This window comes from Pseudomonas laurentiana (genome assembly GCF_014648275.1).
Classification (GTDB): Bacteria; Pseudomonadota; Gammaproteobacteria; order Pseudomonadales; family Pseudomonadaceae; genus Aquipseudomonas; species Aquipseudomonas laurentiana.
The window spans coordinates 77,140-93,782 of record NZ_BMQU01000007.1; the positions used below are offsets into that span (position 1 = coordinate 77,140).

Annotated in this window: 18 protein-coding genes; 10 read left to right on the top strand and 8 right to left on the bottom strand. The window is 62.0% G+C overall.

From position 1 onward, the window contains the following. Positions 1-81 precede the first annotated feature (81 nt). From metX to IE038_RS09185, 6 genes are read left to right on the top strand one after another with little or no spacing between them, the layout of a single operon-like run. Positions 82-1,221: a homoserine O-succinyltransferase MetX gene (metX, locus tag IE038_RS09160; RefSeq protein WP_189395498.1), complete on the top strand. Its 1,140-nt coding sequence runs from the start codon at positions 82-84 to the stop codon at positions 1,219-1,221. A 7-nt stretch (positions 1,222-1,228) separates the two neighbouring features. Next, on the top strand, positions 1,229-1,849 hold the full coding sequence (gene metW / locus IE038_RS09165; protein ID WP_065758191.1) for a methionine biosynthesis protein MetW: 621 nt from the start codon (positions 1,229-1,231) through the stop codon (positions 1,847-1,849). A 27-nt stretch (positions 1,850-1,876) separates the two neighbouring features. Next, positions 1,877-2,311, top strand: coding sequence for a DUF4426 domain-containing protein (locus IE038_RS09170; protein ID WP_189395499.1), 435 nt, complete (start codon positions 1,877-1,879; stop codon positions 2,309-2,311). Continuing rightward, positions 2,308-2,904: an RdgB/HAM1 family non-canonical purine NTP pyrophosphatase gene (gene rdgB, locus IE038_RS09175; RefSeq protein ID WP_163937200.1), complete on the top strand. Its 597-nt coding sequence runs from the start codon at positions 2,308-2,310 to the stop codon at positions 2,902-2,904. The genes IE038_RS09170 and rdgB overlap by 4 nt, the downstream gene beginning before the upstream one ends. Then, positions 2,901-4,115 carry a radical SAM family heme chaperone HemW gene (hemW, locus tag IE038_RS09180; protein WP_163937196.1) on the top strand — a complete coding sequence of 405 codons (1,215 nt, stop codon included), beginning with the start codon at positions 2,901-2,903 and terminating at the stop codon, positions 4,113-4,115. Before rdgB ends, hemW begins: the two co-directional genes overlap by 4 nt. Before the next feature lie 9 nt (positions 4,116-4,124). After that, positions 4,125-4,448 carry a DUF3392 domain-containing protein gene (locus IE038_RS09185; protein WP_065758187.1) on the top strand — a complete coding sequence of 108 codons (324 nt, stop codon included), beginning with the start codon at positions 4,125-4,127 and terminating at the stop codon, positions 4,446-4,448. A 36-nt stretch (positions 4,449-4,484) separates the two neighbouring features. On the opposite strand, the gene trmB is transcribed toward IE038_RS09185, so the two are convergent. The 4 genes from trmB to IE038_RS09205 form a co-directional block, all read right to left on the bottom strand. Continuing rightward, positions 4,485-5,207: a tRNA (guanosine(46)-N7)-methyltransferase TrmB gene (trmB, locus tag IE038_RS09190; RefSeq protein WP_102053216.1), complete on the bottom strand. Its 723-nt coding sequence runs from the start codon at positions 5,205-5,207 to the stop codon at positions 4,485-4,487. Positions 5,208-5,216: 9 nt separating this feature from the next. Further along, complete coding sequence (locus IE038_RS09195) at positions 5,217-6,011, bottom strand: thiazole synthase (protein WP_065758185.1); 795 nt, start codon at positions 6,009-6,011, stop codon at positions 5,217-5,219. 50 nt (positions 6,012-6,061) lie between these two features. Next, complete coding sequence (gene thiS / locus IE038_RS09200; RefSeq protein WP_163937193.1) at positions 6,062-6,262, bottom strand: sulfur carrier protein ThiS; 201 nt, start codon at positions 6,260-6,262, stop codon at positions 6,062-6,064. A gap of 103 nt (positions 6,263-6,365) precedes the next feature. After that, a complete protein-coding gene (locus IE038_RS09205) occupies positions 6,366-6,737 on the bottom strand; it encodes a DUF423 domain-containing protein (protein WP_163937190.1) in 372 nt (123 codons plus the stop codon). A gap of 84 nt (positions 6,738-6,821) precedes the next feature. On the opposite strand from IE038_RS09205, the gene mtgA reads away from it, so the two are divergent. Continuing rightward, the gene (gene mtgA, locus IE038_RS09210) at positions 6,822-7,544 is read left to right on the top strand and encodes a monofunctional biosynthetic peptidoglycan transglycosylase (RefSeq protein WP_163937187.1); all 723 of its coding nucleotides are present in this window, start codon (positions 6,822-6,824) and stop codon (positions 7,542-7,544) included. Between the two features lie 143 nt (positions 7,545-7,687). Here mtgA and ilvD read toward each other — a convergent pair whose 3' ends face one another. Then, positions 7,688-9,529 (bottom strand): dihydroxy-acid dehydratase, encoded by a 1,842-nt coding sequence (gene ilvD, locus IE038_RS09215; protein WP_189395500.1) that lies wholly within the window; start codon positions 9,527-9,529, stop codon positions 7,688-7,690. Positions 9,530-9,835: 306 nt separating this feature from the next. Between ilvD and IE038_RS09220 the strand changes: the two genes are divergently transcribed. Next, positions 9,836-11,518, top strand: coding sequence for a DUF4153 domain-containing protein (locus IE038_RS09220; protein WP_163937184.1), 1,683 nt, complete (start codon positions 9,836-9,838; stop codon positions 11,516-11,518). A 39-nt stretch (positions 11,519-11,557) separates the two neighbouring features. On the opposite strand, the gene IE038_RS09225 is transcribed toward IE038_RS09220, so the two are convergent. Continuing rightward, on the bottom strand, positions 11,558-12,754 hold the full coding sequence (locus IE038_RS09225) for a class I SAM-dependent rRNA methyltransferase (protein WP_065758180.1): 1,197 nt from the start codon (positions 12,752-12,754) through the stop codon (positions 11,558-11,560). A gap of 237 nt (positions 12,755-12,991) precedes the next feature. Here IE038_RS09225 and IE038_RS09230 point away from each other — a divergent pair, with 237 nt between their 5' ends. Together IE038_RS09230 and mutM are read left to right on the top strand one after the other, a co-directional pair. After that, entirely contained in the window at positions 12,992-13,804 is an 813-nt protein-coding gene (locus IE038_RS09230) for an HDOD domain-containing protein (protein WP_189395541.1), read from the top strand. Positions 13,805-13,807: 3 nt separating this feature from the next. Beyond that, positions 13,808-14,620, top strand: a complete 813-nt coding sequence (mutM, locus tag IE038_RS09235) for a bifunctional DNA-formamidopyrimidine glycosylase/DNA-(apurinic or apyrimidinic site) lyase (RefSeq protein ID WP_163937179.1) — start codon at positions 13,808-13,810, stop codon at positions 14,618-14,620. Between the two features lie 6 nt (positions 14,621-14,626). On the opposite strand, the gene ggt is transcribed toward mutM, so the two are convergent. Further along, a complete protein-coding gene (gene ggt, locus IE038_RS09240; protein ID WP_163937176.1) occupies positions 14,627-16,315 on the bottom strand; it encodes a gamma-glutamyltransferase in 1,689 nt (562 codons plus the stop codon). Then, positions 16,315-16,566 (bottom strand): YfhL family 4Fe-4S dicluster ferredoxin, encoded by a 252-nt coding sequence (locus IE038_RS09245; RefSeq protein ID WP_065758176.1) that lies wholly within the window; start codon positions 16,564-16,566, stop codon positions 16,315-16,317. The genes ggt and IE038_RS09245 overlap by 1 nt, the downstream gene beginning before the upstream one ends. Between the last annotated feature and the right edge of the window lie 77 nt (positions 16,567-16,643).

Genomic DNA, 16,643 nt, shown 5'->3' on the forward strand with positions numbered 1-16,643 from the left:
AGGCCAGCCATCTACCACGCGGCTTGCCCCCCACCCCAGCGGTCTTTAGACTTACGCCTCATTTAAGCGTGAGCAGGGTCGATGTCCACTGTCTTTCCCGAAGATTCGGTCGGTCTGGTAACACCGCAACTGGCGCACTTCAGCGACCCACTGGCCCTGGCCTGCGGTCGATCGCTGGCCGCCTACGACCTGATGTACGAAACCTACGGCACACTCAACAGCAGCGCGAGCAACGCCGTGCTGATCTGTCATGCCCTGTCGGGGCACCACCACGCGGCGGGCTATCACAGCCCCGATGACCGCAAACCCGGCTGGTGGGACAGTTGCATCGGCCCCGGCAAACCCATCGACACCAACCGTTTCTTCGTCGTCAGCCTGAACAACCTCGGGGGCTGCAACGGATCGACCGGCCCGAGCAGCGTGAACCCGGCGACCGGCAAGCCTTTTGGTGCCGAGTTCCCGGTACTCACCGTGGAAGACTGGGTACACAGCCAGGCACGCCTGGCCGACCGGCTCGGCATCAGCACCTGGGCGGCGGTCGTGGGTGGCAGCCTCGGCGGCATGCAGGCACTGCAGTGGACCATCAGCTACCCCGAGCGGGTACGCCACTGCCTGACCATCGCCTCCGCACCGAAGCTCTCGGCACAGAACATCGCCTTCAACGAAGTGGCGCGCCAGGCCATCCTGTCCGACCCGGAGTTCCATGGCGGCTACTTCCAGGAGCATGGCGTAATTCCCAAGCGCGGCCTGATGCTGGCGCGCATGGTCGGGCACATTACCTACCTGTCCGATGACTCGATGGGCGAGAAGTTTGGCCGCGAGCTGAAAAGCGACAAGCTCAACTACGACTTCCACAGCGTGGAGTTCCAGGTGGAGAGCTACCTGCGCTATCAGGGCGAAGAGTTCTCCGGGCGTTTCGACGCCAACACCTACCTGCTGATGACCAAGGCGCTGGACTACTACGACCCGGCTGCTGCCCATGGTGGTGACTTGGCCGCAACCCTGGCCGGCGTCAAAGCCGACTTCTGCGTGATGTCGTTCACTACCGACTGGCGTTTCTCGCCGGCTCGCTCGCGGGAAATCGTCGACGCACTGATGGCCGCGAAGAAAAACGTCTGCTACCTGGAGATCGACGCGCCTCAAGGCCACGATGCCTTCCTGATCCCGATCCCACGGTACCTGCAGGCCTTCTCCCGCTACATGAACCGCATTGCCCTCTGAGGACCCCATGAGAGCCGATCTGGAAATCATCCAAGACTGGATCCCCGCCGGCAGCCGGGTACTCGACCTTGGCTGCGGTAATGGCGAGCTATTGGCTTCGCTGCGCGCCAACAAACAGGTAACCGGCTACGGCCTGGAAATCGACCCCGACAACATCGCCGAATGCGTGGCCAAGGGCGTCAACGTCATCGAACAGGACCTCGACAAGGGCCTGGGCAACTTTGCCAGCAACAGCTTCGATGTCGTGGTCATGACCCAGGCCCTGCAGGCCGTCGAATACCCAGACCGGATTCTCGACGAAATGCTGCGGGTCGGTCGCCAGTGCATCATCACCTTCCCCAACTTCGGTCATTGGCGCTGCCGCTGGTACCTGGCGACCAAAGGCCGCATGCCGGTTTCGGACTTCATGCCGTATACCTGGTACAACACGCCGAACATCCACTTCTGCACCTTCGAAGACTTCGAGGCGCTGTGCCGCGAGCGCCGGGCACAAGTACTCGACCGCCTGGCGGTAGACCATTTGCACCGTCACGGGTGGGCAAGCAAGCTTTGGCCTAATCTACTAGGGGAGATCGGCATTTACCGTGTCAACAGCCCGGGCCTGCAGGAACATCAGGTCGCGGTTTAACCCCGCCCTTTTTCGAGGAGTACGATCATGCGCCGTCTAGTCCTGTTTCTATGCAGCCTGTGCCTGGCCATCCCGGTCCTGGCTGCCGATGCCGCCAAGCCCGAGCGCAAGGAAGTCTTCGGTGATGTGACTGTTCACTACAGCGTCTTCAATTCCGGCTTCCTGCAACCCGCGACTGCACAGGCCGCAGGCCTTGTGCGCAGCAAGAACCAGGGCGTACTGAACATTACGGTGCTCAAGGACGGCAAGGCCAGCACCGCCTCGGTCAGCGGCACTGTCAGCGACCTGACCAGCCGCAAGACCGACCTGACCTTCAAGCAGGTCAGTGATCAGGGCGCGGTGTACTACATTGCCCAGTTCCCGGTGCAGCAGCCCGAAACCTACACCTTCACGGTCACTGTCGGTGCCGCTGGCAAAACCAACAGTTTCAGCTTTAACCAGGAAGTATTCCCAGGCGAATGATGACTTTTCCACAGCTCGTATTGGCCAGCCATAACGCCGGCAAACTGAAAGAACTCCAGGCCATGCTCGGCGATTCGGTTCAACTGCGTTCAATCGGTGAATTCAGTAGCGTAGAGCCCGAGGAAACCGGCCTGTCGTTCGTTGAAAATGCCATCCTCAAGGCCCGTAATGCAGCGCGCATTTCCGGGTTGCCGGCGTTGGCCGACGATTCAGGGCTGGCCGTGGACTTCCTCGGTGGCGCCCCGGGCATCTACTCGGCACGCTACGCCGATGGCCAGGGCGACGCGGCCAACAACACCAAGCTGCTCGATGCCCTCAAAGACGTGCCACACGACCAGCGCGGCGCACAGTTCGTGTGCGTCCTGGCACTGGTACGACACGCTGACGATCCACTGCCCATTCTCTGCGAAGGTCTCTGGCACGGTCGTATCCTGACCGAAGCCAGCGGTGCCAACGGTTTTGGTTATGACCCGTTGTTCTGGGTGCCGGAGCGCAACTGCTCCAGCGCCGAACTGAACCCGGTGGAGAAAAACCAGTTGAGCCACCGCGCACGCGCCATGAGCCTGCTGCGACAGCGCCTGGGCCTGGCATGACCGAGCATTCGCCAGCACAGCCTCTGCACCTGAGCGAGGCTGGCTTCAGCTCCCAGGCACCTCGGCTGGCACTGCCGCAGCTGCCACCACTCGCGCTGTATATCCACATCCCCTGGTGCGTGCGCAAATGTCCGTACTGCGACTTCAACTCTCATGCAGCCAGTGCCGAGTTGCCGGAAGAGGCCTACGTCGACGCCCTGCTGGCCGACCTTGAGCAGGAATTGCCCGCAGTTTATGGCCGCCCGCTGAGCTCGATCTTCTTCGGGGGGGGTACCCCCAGCCTGTTCAGCGCGCAAGCACTGGGTCGGCTGCTGGCGGGTGTCGAACAGCGCATCCCGTTCGCCAGCGACATTGAGATCACCCTGGAGGCCAACCCCGGAACGTTCGAGCAGGAGAAGTTCACCGCCTACCGGCAACTGGGCATCAACCGCCTGTCGATCGGCATCCAGAGCTTCCAACAAGCCAAGCTCGAAGCCCTGGGGCGTATCCACAACGGTGAAGAAGCCGTGCGTGCGGCCGACATGGCGCGACGTGCCGGGTTCGACAACTTCAACCTGGACCTGATGCACGGTTTGCCCGATCAGTCCCTGGATGACGCCTTGAGCGACTTGCGCCAGGCTATTGCCATGGGCCCGACCCACCTGTCCTGGTACCAGTTGACCCTGGAACCGAACACGGTGTTCTGGAACCAGCCACCGGTTCTGCCCGAGGACGACATCCTCTGGGACATCCAGGAAGCCGGCCAAGCCCTGCTTGCCGAGCACGGCTACGCCCAGTACGAAGTGTCCGCCTATGCCCAGCCCGGACGCGCCGCACGGCACAACCTGAACTATTGGAGCTTTGGCGACTTCATCGGCATTGGCGCGGGCGCCCATGGCAAGCTCAGCCACCCGGACGGGCGCATCGTTCGCACCTGGAAGACCCGCCTGCCCAAGGACTACCTGAACCCGGCCAAAGCCTTCAAGGCGGGTGAAAAACTGCTGCCCGTAGACGAACTGCCGTTCGAGTTCCTGATGAATGCCCTGCGCCTGACTCAAGGGGTAGATGCCGAGCTGTTCAGTCAGCGCACCGGACTGCCGATGGCACAGCTGGCGGCGGCACGTCGTGAAGCCGAACAAAAAGGACTTTTGCAGGTCGAACCGACGCGACTGGTGGCCACACCACGCGGCCAGTTGTTCCTCAACGACCTGCTGCAGTATTTCTTGACCTAAGGATTGCGAATGGACTTGGTACTCGACCTGCTCTCAACCGTTTCCCGCTGGAGCCGCAGTAACCTGTCGGAGATTTCCTTGGCGCTGGTCGGCTGCCTGCTAGTGCTGTTCGGTACGGATATCAAGGGCTGGATCGAACAACGGATCGGCAATCTGGCGGGCGCCTTGCGCGTCCCGTTCATGGCCCTGCTGTGCCTGATCGGCAGCGGCGCTGCACTGATCTATGCCACGCCCTGGGTGGTGCGCGGCCTGAGCCAGTTCAACAACTATGCCCTGGCACCCGTGCTACTGGTGGTACTGGTACTGATCGGCGTTGTTGCCGACCGCCGCTGACTTGCGCGAGCCGGCATTGCCGGCTCGCACAGGCACTTACGCCAGCTTCTCGAACTTCAAGTCCCAGACGCCATGCCCGAGCCGCTCACCGCGACGCTCGAACTTGGTGACTGGGCGCTCTTCAGGACGCGGTACGCATTTGCCATCTGCCGCCAGGTTGCGATAACCCGGTGCGACGTTCATGACTTCCAGCATGTACTCGGCATAGGGTTCCCAGTCAGTGGCCATGTGCAGCACACCACCGACCTTCAGCTTACTGCGTACCAGCTCGGCGAATGCCGGCTGAACAATGCGCCGCTTGTGGTGACGGCTCTTGTGCCAAGGGTCCGGGAAGAACAGCAGCAAGCGATCAAGGCTGTTGTCAGCCACACACTTGTTCAGCACTTCGATGGCATCGCAGTCATACACCCGCAGGTTTTTCAGGCCTTGGGTCAGCACGCCATTGAGCAGCGCACCGACACCCGGCCGGTGCACTTCGACACCGATGAAATCCTGCTCAGGCGCAGCAGCGGCCATTTCCAGCAGGGAGTGGCCCATGCCGAAACCAATCTCCAGCGTGCGCGGGGCAGCGCGACCGAAGACCTGGTCGAAATCCACCGGGCTGTCGCTCAGCGGCAGGACAAACAGCGGCGCGCCCTGATCCAGGCCACGCTGCTGGCCTTCAGTCATGCGGCCGGCACGCATCACGAAGCTCTTGATGCGGCGGTGTTGGCGCTCTTCGCCTTCAGGAGAGATCGGCGGTTGTTGCGATTCAGTCATCGGGGGCTCTTACTTGATCAGACCATCCAGCGGCGACGAGGCGCTGGCATAGAGTTTTTTCGGCATACGACCGGCCAGGTACGCCAGGCGCCCCGCAACGATTGCATGTTTCATGGCCTCGGCCATCATGATCGGCTGCTGAGCGTGGGCAATCGCCGAGTTCATCAGCACGGCCTCGCAACCGAGCTCCATGGCGATGGTCGCGTCCGAGGCGGTACCGACACCGGCATCGACCAGCACAGGCACCTTGGCTTCTTCCAGGATGATTTGCAGGTTATAGGGGTTGCAGATACCCAGGCCGGTGCCAATCAGGCCCGCCAGCGGCATCACGGCAATACAGCCGGCTTCGGCCAGTTGCCGGGCGATGATCGGATCATCGCTGGTGTACACCATGACATCGAAACCGTCCTTGACCAGCACTTCAGCGGCCTTCAGGGTTTCGATCACATTGGGGAACAGGGTCTTCTGGTCTGCCAGTACTTCCAGCTTCACCAGGTTATGTCCATCGAGCAGTTCGCGGGCCAGGCGGCAGGTGCGCACAGCCTCGACTGCGTCATAGCAACCGGCGGTATTCGGCAGGATGGTATAGCGATCTGGCGGCAACACGTCGAGCAGGTTCGGCTCGCCCGGGTTCTGGCCGATGTTGGTCCGGCGCACGGCGACGGTGACGATCTCAGCCCCCGAGGCCTCGATGGCCAGACGGGTTTCTTCCATGTCACGGTACTTGCCGGTGCCAACCAGCAGGCGCGACTGGAAGGTACGGCCAGCCAGAGTGAAAGGCTTGTCGCTACGAACATTGCTCATCGGAAATCCTCTTGGGGGTTGAGGGGCTTGCAGGTGGATCGCGGGGCGGCCTAGCCGCCACCAATGGCGTGGACGACTTCGACCTGATCGCCTTCGCACAGGGCGGTGGCGGCGTGCTGACTGCGCGGCACGATATCCAGGTTGAGTTCCACTGCAATCCGGCGGCCGACCAACTCCAGCCGGGTCAACAATGCCTCGACGGTCGTACCGTCAGGCAGCTCATAGGGTTCACCGTTCAATTGAATGCGCATGCGGACGGCAGCCATTATTTTCAGGGGGCCAGCATTCTAGCCCCGATCCGCATCGATGACCAAGGCAAAGCAGCGCCATTCGTCCCGGTTTTCGACCGATCAGTCAACTCAAGCGCCAGGCGGTAAGCCCCAGGCACAACCAGCCGGCGAGGAACGCCGCACCGCCCAGCGGCGTGATGATCCCCAGCTTGCCGACGCCAGTCAGTGTCAGCAGGTACAAACTGCCGGAGAACAGCACGATACCCAGGCTGAACAGGCCACCAGCCCAGCCCACCAGGCGTCCGGGGAGCTGTGTTGCGAGCAGCGCTACCGCCAGCAGGGCCAGGGTGTGAATCAGTTGATAGGTCACACCGGTTTGGAAGATCGCCAGGTACTCACTGCTCAAGCGTGCTTTCAGACCGTGGGCGGCAAAGGCGCCGAGGGCGACACCGGTAAAACCGAAAAAGGCAGCGAGTAACAAGAAACTACGAAGCATCAGACAACTCCCAGTCAGGACCATGGCGAGGCAGAGGGTCTGTATAATGGCCCGCTCCATCGGTTCGGCCAAGCCATCTCTCTTATGCTGTCATCCCTACTGCGTCGCCTCACTCGTGCCCTGCTCTGGTTCGCGGCCGGCAGTGCCCTGCTGGTGCTGCTCTTTCGTTGGGTGCCACCACCAGGCACCGCGCTGATGGTCGAGCGCAAGGTCGCCTCCTGGTTCAACGGCCAGCCGATTGACCTGCAGCGCGACTGGCAACCGTGGGAACAGATCTCCGACGATCTGAAAGTGGCGGTGATCGCCGGAGAAGACCAGAAATTCCCTGAGCATTGGGGTTTCGACTTCACTGCGATCCAGGCCGCGCTGGCCCACAACGAACGCGGTGGCAGCATCCGCGGCGCCAGTACGCTGAGCCAGCAGGTGGCGAAGAACCTGTTTCTCTGGTCGGGGCGCAGCTGGTTGCGCAAGGGGCTGGAAGCCTGGTTCACGGCACTGATCGAAATGCTTTGGTCGAAAGAACGCATCCTTGAGGTCTACCTCAACAGCGCTGAATGGGATGACGGGGTATTTGGCGCACAGGCCGCAGCCCGGCACCACTTCGGCGTCGACGCCCGCAACCTGTCCCAGCAACAGGCCAGCCTGCTCGCCGCCGTGCTGCCCAGCCCACGCAAATGGAGCGCCAGCCGCCCCAGCACCTACGTCGCACGACGCGCCAGCTGGATACGCCAGCAGATGCGCCAGTTGGGCGGCAGCAGTTACCTGAGCTTGCTCGATAGCAAACGTGCGGCGCCCTGGAATCAGTAAGCCGCTGCCTCGTGCGGCCTGCCGTCCCCACACACCGCGGACATGGCCATAGGGACATGTGGCCCTATTGAGCCAAAGCCTGAAAAGCAAAAACCCCTGGCCTTTCGGTCAGGGGTTTTGTCTGCCGGGGTTAACCCAACACCTTACAGCCCGTCGAGCATGGCCTTGTTGCGTACCGCACCCTTGTCGGCGCTGGTCGCCAGCAGGGCGTAGGCTTTCAGCGCAGTGGTCACTTTACGTGGGCGCACTTCAACCGGTTTCCAGCCTTTCTTGTCCTGCTCAACCCGGCGTGCAGCCAGTTCGGCGTCGTCCACCAGCAGGTTGATCGAGCGGTTCGGAATGTCGATCAGTACTTTGTCGCCATCACGTACCAGGCCAATCGCACCACCGGCTGCCGCTTCGGGCGAGGCATGGCCAATCGACAGACCGGAGGTACCGCCAGAGAAACGACCGTCGGTCAGCAGCGCGCAGGCCTTGCCCAGGCCCTTGGACTTCAGGTAAGAGGTCGGGTAGAGCATTTCCTGCATGCCCGGGCCGCCTTTCGGGCCTTCATAACGGATGATGACGATGTCACCTTCCTTCACCTCGTCAGCAAGGATGCCGCGTACCGCGCTGTCCTGGCTTTCGAAGATCTTCGCATTGCCTTCGAATACGTGGATCGACTCATCCACACCGGCCGTTTTCACCACGCAGCCGTCCAGGGCGATGTTGCCGTAAAGCACAGCCAGGCCGCCTTCTTGCGAGTAGGCGTGTTCAACGCTGCGGATGCAGCCGTTTTCACGGTCGGCGTCGAGGGTTTCCCAACGGGTCGACTGGCTGAAGGCGGTTTGGGTCGGGATACCGGCCGGGCCTGCACGGAAGAAGGTATGCACCTCCTGGTCATCGCTCTGGGTGATGTCCCACTTGGCAATGGCATCAGCCATGGTCTTGCTGTGCACGGTTGGCAGGTCGGTGTGCAACAGGCCGCCACGGGCCAGTTCACCAAGGATGCTGATGATGCCACCGGCGCGGTGCACATCTTCCATGTGGTACTTCTGGATGTTCGGCGCCACTTTGCACAGCTGCGGCACTTTGCGTGACAGGCGATCGATGTCGCGCAGGTCGAAATCGATTTCGGCTTCCTGGGCAGCGGCCAGCAGGTGCAGGATCGTATTGGTCGACCCGCCCATGGCGATGTCCAGGGTCATGGCGTTCTCGAACGCCTTGAAGCTGGCGATATTGCGCGGCAGAACGTTCTGGTCATTCTCGCCGTAGTAACGCTTGCACAGCTCGACGATGGTCCGGCCAGCCTGCAGGAACAGCTGTTCACGGTCGCTGTGGGTGGCCAGGGTGGAGCCGTTGCCCGGCAGGGCCAGGCCCAGGGCTTCGGTCAGGCAGTTCATCGAGTTGGCGGTGAACATGCCGGAGCAGGAACCGCAGGTCGGGCAGGCGCTGCGCTCATACTCGGCGACTTTTTCATCGGAGGCCGAGGTATCGGCAGCGATGACCATGGCATCGACCAGGTCCAGGCCGTGGCTGGCCAGCTTGGTCTTGCCGGCTTCCATCGGGCCACCGGAAACGAAGATCACCGGGATGTTCAGGCGCAGGGCGGCCATCAGCATGCCAGGGGTGATCTTGTCGCAGTTGGAGATGCAGACAATGGCGTCGGCGCAGTGGGCGTTGACCATGTACTCGACCGAGTCGGCAATGATCTCGCGGCTCGGCAGCGAGTAGAGCATGCCGTCATGGCCCATGGCGATGCCATCGTCAACCGCGATGGTATTGAATTCCTTGGCCACGCCACCGGCGCGTTCAATCTCACGGGCGACCAGTTGGCCGAGGTCCTTGAGGTGGACGTGGCCCGGTACGAACTGGGTGAACGAGTTGGCAATGGCGATGATCGGTTTCTTGAAATCGTCGTCTTTCATACCCGTGGCGCGCCACAGGGCGCGGGCGCCGGCCATGTTGCGACCGTGGGTGGACGTTTTCGAGCGGTAATCTGGCATGGAGCACTCCTGGCGGCTAAGCAGGTAACAAAAAGGGGAGTGAGCGTCTCTTGTCCTTTGCACCGAAGGCAGGTGGCCGCTGGTGCGGATGAAGCCGAGAACGCCGCGGGATCGCCGTGCGCTCGGCCAGAGCTCATAAACCCGCCGGGGATGACTGGCGATGAATAGGCCGATTCTACACGGCTGGCAGCGGGAAGGAATGGCGCTGTGGAGGGTTGGTGCATCAGCGGCGCCTCCAAGGGGAAAATCTGGCGGCACTTGGTTAGACTGCCGCCCTTCGCAGCTCCCCCGGCAAAAGGACTTGGCATGCCCGCGTTATCCCCTTCGTTGTATTTCTATCTGGTGGTTGGTTTGCTTCAGGGGCTTTTGCTCTTGAGCGCCATATGGCTGGAGATCCCTTGGATCAGCACGATGCTGATAACACTGGCCGCCGTCGGCGGGATCAACCTGCAGCTGCTCGGGCGTTCAGTGCTGCTACGTGGCACCTGGGTGCTGGTCACACTGATGACGCTGGTGATGACGGCGATCAGCGGTTGGGTTTTCTCCGACAACGGCTCGCAGTGGCTGCAAGGGTCCTGGGCAGTCTGCGCGAGCCTGCTGGGTTACATTGGCTGCGCCTTTATCGCCAGTTGGCCAAGCCGTGAAGGACGCGGGCCACGCTACGAAGACCTGTTCAGGCATGCGTGGGGCAATATCTTCATTGTGCTGCTCGCGCAGCAACTGGTCATGGTGGTGATGCTGCTGGTGCTGTTGTGCGGCGCACTGTTCACGATGCTGGGCGTGCCGCACGTCAAGGCGGTGCTGGAGTCGCCGCTGTTCCTCGCGATTGCCCTGACACTGGTGTTCTCCCTCGGCATGCGCATAGGCCGTGAGAAGGAGGCGGTCATTGGACTGCTGCGCGGCGTGCTCTTGGCGGTGTGCCGTTTCCTGCTGCCATTCAGTGCCCTGATGACCGTGCTGTTCATCCTGACGTTGCCGTTCAGCGGCCTGCAACCGGTCTGGGATACGGGCTCTTCGACCCTGATCCTGCTCTGCCTAGTGGGGCTCAACCTGTTCCTGGTCAATGGCGTGTTTCAAGACGGTCACGACAGCGCCACCTATGGCAGCGGCTTGCGGCGGCTGGTGGACCTGTCCCTGCTGTGTTTGCCGGTGCTGGTCGTACTGGCAGGGTATTCAACCTGGCTGCGAATTGAACAGTACGGCCTGACACCGCAACGCTTCATGGCGATCCCACTGCTCTTGGTTGCACTGCTGTACAGCCTGGCGGCTGTGTGGGCGGTTGTTCGTCGGCAGTCGGTATGGCTGGGCCCTCTGCGCACCAGCAACCCGCTCATTGCCCTGTTCGGCTGTGTGGTGTTGGTACTAGTACATACGCCACTGGTGAGCCCGGAAGCCTGGAGTGCACAGAACCAGGTGCAGCGCTTGCTCAGTGGACGTACGCCTGTAGCAGACTTCGATGCCTGGTCCCTGCGCTACCGGCTTGGTGCAGCCGGGGTCGAACAATTCGAGTGGTTGAAAGCAGAGGTAGAACGCAACCAGATTCTCGATGTGCAAGGGCGTGAGCGGTTGCGCGACGTGCTGAGCGAGCCGACCTATCGCTCGAATACTGCCGAGTTTGACGGCCGTGATAATGCCCTGAACATGGAATGGGTGGGCGATGCCGAGGACGGTGTCGAGGCCATGCTGAAAGGCGCATTCATCGGTATGCATTGCCAGGGTGCCGGCTGCGTACTGCATGCCATGGACCTGAACGATGACGGTCGAAACGAGGTGTTGCTCGTGTCCAAGGAAGAATGGGGGTTCAAGGCTTACATTCTGGACCGTGACGAGCACGGAGAGTGGCGGGCGGCCGCGGACCTGGAGGGTCAAGAAGACCCGGCGCGCTTGATCGAATTGATCCGCCAGAGCGCGCTAAAGCCGGTCAAGCCACGCTTCAACACGTTCAACATCGACGGCGTGGAGCTGAGCGCTGTACCGATGCGCGACTAGGTGTTGGGCTGCCGTGCAGCCCAACACGGGTACCGCGTATTAGCTGTTAGGCAGCAGACGGCAGGTCAGGCTCTTGATGTAGCGGGTTTCCGGAATCGCCGGGTGAACCGGGTGGTCCGGGCCCTGGCCGCCACGCTCCAGCAGCTGGATGTTGCGGTCCAGGTGGCGGGCACTGGTCAGCAGGATGTTCTGCAAGTCGTCTTCGGGCAGGTGCATCGAGCACGATGCGCTGACCAGGATGCCGTCCTTGGTGAGCAGGCGCATGGCTTGCTCGTTCAGGCGACGGTAGGCGCCCTCGCCGTTTTTCAGGTCTTTCTTGCGCTTGATGAATGCAGGCGGGTCGGCCACGATCACGTCGAAACGCTCTTCGGCGGCTTTCAGTTCCTTCAGCGCTTCAAACACGTCGCCTTCGACGCAAGTAACTTTTTCGGCAATACCGTTGAGCGCGGCGTTGCGCTCAACGCCGTCCAGGGCAAAACCCGAGGCATCGACGCAGAACACTTCGCTGGCACCAAAGGCACCGGCCTGCACGCCCCAGCCACCGATGTAGCTGAACAAGTCGAGTACGCGCTTGCCTTTGACATACGGCGCCAGACGCGCACGGTTCATGCGGTGGTCATAGAACCAGCCAGTTTTCTGGCCTTCCATTACTGGCGCTTCGAACTTCACACCGTTCTCTTCCAGGGCAACCCACTCCGGCACCAGGCCGAACGCGGTTTCCACGTAGCGGTTCAGGCCCTCGGCATCGCGCGCAGCAGAGTCGTTCTTGAACAGGATGCCACTTGGCTTGAGCACCTGGATCAGCGCGGCCAGGATGTCGTCGCGGTGCAGTTCCATGGTGGCCGAAGCCAATTGCACGACCAGAATGTCACCGAAACGGTCAACCACCAGGCCCGGCAACAGGTCGGAATCACCGTAGACCAAACGGTAGTACGGCTTGTCGAACAGACGCTCACGCAGCGACAGGGCCACGTTCAGACGGTGCACCAGCAGTGACTTGTCCAGTGGCAGCTTGGCGTCACGCGACAGCAGGCGGGCGCAGATCAGGTTGTTCGGGCTCATGGCGACGATGCCCAGGGCTTTGCCGCCTGCAGCTTCCAGCACCGCCTGATCGCCGGCCTTGAAGCCATGCAGCGGGGTCGCGGCGACGTCGATTTCGTTGCTGTAAACCCACAGGTGGCCGGCGCGCAGGCGGCGGTCGGCGTTGGCTTTGAGACGAAGGCTGGGCAGGGACATGACGTCGCTCCGGGAAAAAAGAGCGGGATTATAGCGCGTCGACGGGGTTCAACGCGTGGCCCGGTAGAAATAGCTGCCAAGTGGTGGGTCAGGGTAGCAATAAGTTGCAATCAAGCCGTTCTGCCGGTGTCCCTCGTGCGCGCAGCAAGGTTAAAATCGCCGTTCAGCCCCGAGTGTGTACTTATGTCCCAAGAGCTTTCCCCCGAACAGATTCAGCAGGCCCTGCAGGGCATCAGTGTGCCCCCCCAGCCGCAAATCATGGTTGATCTGCAGATGGAGCAGTACATGCCTGATCCCGATCTGGAGACGATCGCCAAGCTGATTTCCCAGGATCCGGGGCTTTCGGGGGCGCTGCTCAAACTGGTCAACTCGCCGCATTTCGGCCTGACCAACAAGATCGCCTCGATTCAACGCGCAGTGAATCTGCTCGGTAGCCGTTCGATCATCAACCTGATCAACGCACAGTCGATCAAGGGCGAGATGAGCGATGAAACCATCGTCACCTTGAACCGTTTCTGGGACAACGCTCAGGATGTGGCCATGACCTGCATGACCCTGGCCAAGCGCCTGGGCTCCCAGGCGGTAGATGAAGCCTATGCCTTGGGGTTGTTCCACGACTGTGGCATTCCGTTGATGCTCAAGCGCTTCCCGGAGTACATGAGCGTGGTCGAGGACGCCTATGCCAGCGCCGGGCCGGGACAGCGCGTGGTCGACACCGAAAACCAGGTGTTCAACACCAACCATGCGGTGGTCGGCTACTACACCGCCAAGTCGTGGCGTTTGCCGGAACACTTGGGCAATGCCATTGCCAACCATCACAATGCCCTGGCGATATTCAGCGATGAATCGGCGCGCAACAGCCAGTTGAAGAACCTGCTGTCGATCCTGAAAATGGCCGAGCACATTTGTGCTTCGCACCGGGTGCTGGGTGGCCAAAGCGAAGACCACGAATGGAACACCATCAGCCATCTGGTGCTCGATTACGTCGGATTGCCCGAGTACGACTTCGAGAACCTGAAGCAGACCATCCGCGAACTCGGTGGACACTGATCGATGCCTGAATTACCCGAGGTCGAGACAACGCGACGCGGTATTGCACCCTACCTGGAAGGCCAGCGGGTTAGCCGGGTAATCGTTCGCGACCGGCGCCTGCGCTGGCCGATTCCTGAAGACCTCGATGTTCGCCTGTCCGGCCAGCGCATCGTCAGTGTGGAGCGGCGAGCCAAGTACCTGTTGATCAATGCCGAAGTCGGCACCTTGATCAGTCACCTGGGCATGTCCGGCAACCTGCGGCTGGTTGAAATCGGCCTGCCGGCGCTCAAGCACGAGCATGTGGACATCGAACTGGAGTCCGGGCTGGCGCTACGCTACACCGACCCCCGGCGCTTTGGTGCGATGCTCTGGAGCCTGGACCCGCTGCACCATGAACTGCTGATCAAGCTGGGGCCTGAGCCGTTGACCGACCTGTTCGACGGTGAGCGCCTGTTCCAGCTGTCACGGGGACGCTCGATGGCGGTCAAGCCGTTCATCATGGACAACGCGGTGGTGGTGGGCGTCGGCAATATCTATGCGACCGAAGCGTTGTTTGCTGCCGGCATTGATCCTCGGCGCGAAGCAGGGAGCATTTCCCGGGCGCGTTACTTGAAACTGGCCATCGAGATCAAACGAATCCTGGCCAGTGCCATCGAACGCGGAGGAACCACCCTGCGTGACTTTATTGGCGGTGACGGCCAGCCAGGCTATTTCCAGCAGGAGCTCTTCGTTTACGGGCGCGGGGAAGAACCGTGCAAGGTGTGTGGCAGTACCTTGCGTGAGGTCCGCCTGGGTCAGCGTGCCAGCGTGTACTGCCCACGCTGCCAGACCTAGGCCGCGTCAGCGTGGGTTGAATACGTCGGAGGTGCCCAGCCCGCGCGGATCGCTGGCCGCCTCCAGGGTATGCCCGGCCTTGTCCCAGAACAGCACCTGTTGATTCCCATAAGCGCGACCCACATCCTTGAGCGTGTAGCCGCGCGCCTGCAACTCGCGCTGCTGCTCGGTACTGAAGGCACCCGGTTCGTGTTCGACCACATCCGGCAGGTACTGGTGATGGTAGCGCGGTACCGCTGGCCACGTAGCCACGGGGCGCCCCTCCAGAAACTCCAGCACCGATAGCAGCACCATGCTCGGAATACGGCTGCCGCCAGGCGTACCAAACGCGGCGAACTGGCTGGGGCTCTCGATAAACGTGGGGCTCATGCTCGACAGCGGTCGCTTGCCTGCCGCGACCGCATTGGCCTGGCTGCCAGCCAGCCCGTAGCTGTTGCTGCCGCTGGGGTCGGCCGCGAAATCGTCCATTTCATTGTTCAGCACCACACCCGTGCCAGGGGCACTGTAGGCGGCGCCAAACGGCAGGTTGACCGACAAGGTGGCCGCTACCGCATTACCCTCGCCGTCGATTACCGCGAAATGGGTAGTGTGGTCCCCTTCGCGCCAAGCCGAAGCAGGCGGCAAATCGGCGCTGGGGGTTGCCTTGTAGACATCGATGCCATCAGCCAACCCCTGCAGGTAACTGCGCGAAAGCAACTGGGGGATCGGGTTGCTGACGTAATCCGGGTCACCCAGCAAGCCACGGTCCCGGTAGGCGCGACGTAGCACTTCAAGCACGTAATGGCTGCGCTGCACTGGGTCGGCGCCCTGCCACGGCAGACGCTGAAGCATGACCAGGCTCTGTGCCAGGGCCACGCCGCCCGCAGACGGTGGCGGCGCACTGATGAGTTCACGGCGGTCCGCCAGCGCGTAGCGCAACGGCTCACGGTGCACGACGCGATAGTCGCTCAGGTCTTCCTCGCGCCAGATACCGCCTGCGCCCTGCACGCCACTGAGCAGTGCCTGGGCAGTAGTCCCGGCATAGAACCCGTCACGCCCTTGCTCGGCCAAACGTGTCAGGGTAGCGGCCAGTTCTGGCTGACGAATAGACGTACCCAATACCGGAACCTCGCCGTCCTTCAAGAACAAGCGGGCACTTTCCGGATCGTCACGCAGGGCACTCAGGCGCATCTGGGCACGGTCGCGGTAAACCCGGTCGACAGCAAAGCCTTGATTGGCCAAACGAATGGCCGGCGCCAGCGAGCGGGTCAACGGTAATTTGCCGTAGTTGGTCGCAAGGTCGGCCAGCGCAGCGGGCAGGCCCGGAATGGCGGCAGCCAGCGGCCCGTTGATCGACAGGCCCGGCTGAACCTTGCCGTCCTTGAGGTACAGGGTCGCGGTGGCTTTGCCCGGTGCACGCTCGCGAGCGTCGATGAACTGATAGCTGGCCGGTGAGCCAGGCTGACGCAGCAGGAAGAACCCGCCGCCGCCCAGCCCTGAGCCGTAAGGTTCAACCACCGCCAGGGTGGCACTCACGGCAATTGCCGCATCGAACGCGTTACCGCCCTGCTCCAGAATTTCCCGAGCAGCTGCCGTGGCTTCCGGGTGCGGGCTGGCAATCGCCGCCCGCCCCGGACCGTCAGCCAAGGCTTGCGTGGCACACAGCGCCAGCGCGGCGCCAAACAGCAGTGTACGGAACGCGGTGCTGCCAGGCATCAGGCCTTGCCGGTGATCTTGCGGTACTTGATCATCAGCTCTTCATGGGTTTCCGGGTGGGCTTCATCCAGCGGGATGCAGTCAACCGGGCAAACCTGCTGGCATTGCGGCTCGTCGTAGTGGCCGACGCACTGGGTGCACAGGTTTGGGTCGATCACGTAGATCTCTTCGCCCTGGGAAATAGCGGCGTTCGGGCACTCGGGTTCGCAGACGTCGCAGTTGATGCAGTCGTCGGTGATGATCAGGGACATGGGGACTCCGGCCTGGGCATCTGGCCCTGGCATGTGAAAACCAATGAGCGTAATTGTGCCGCATTAGCGCCCGCGAT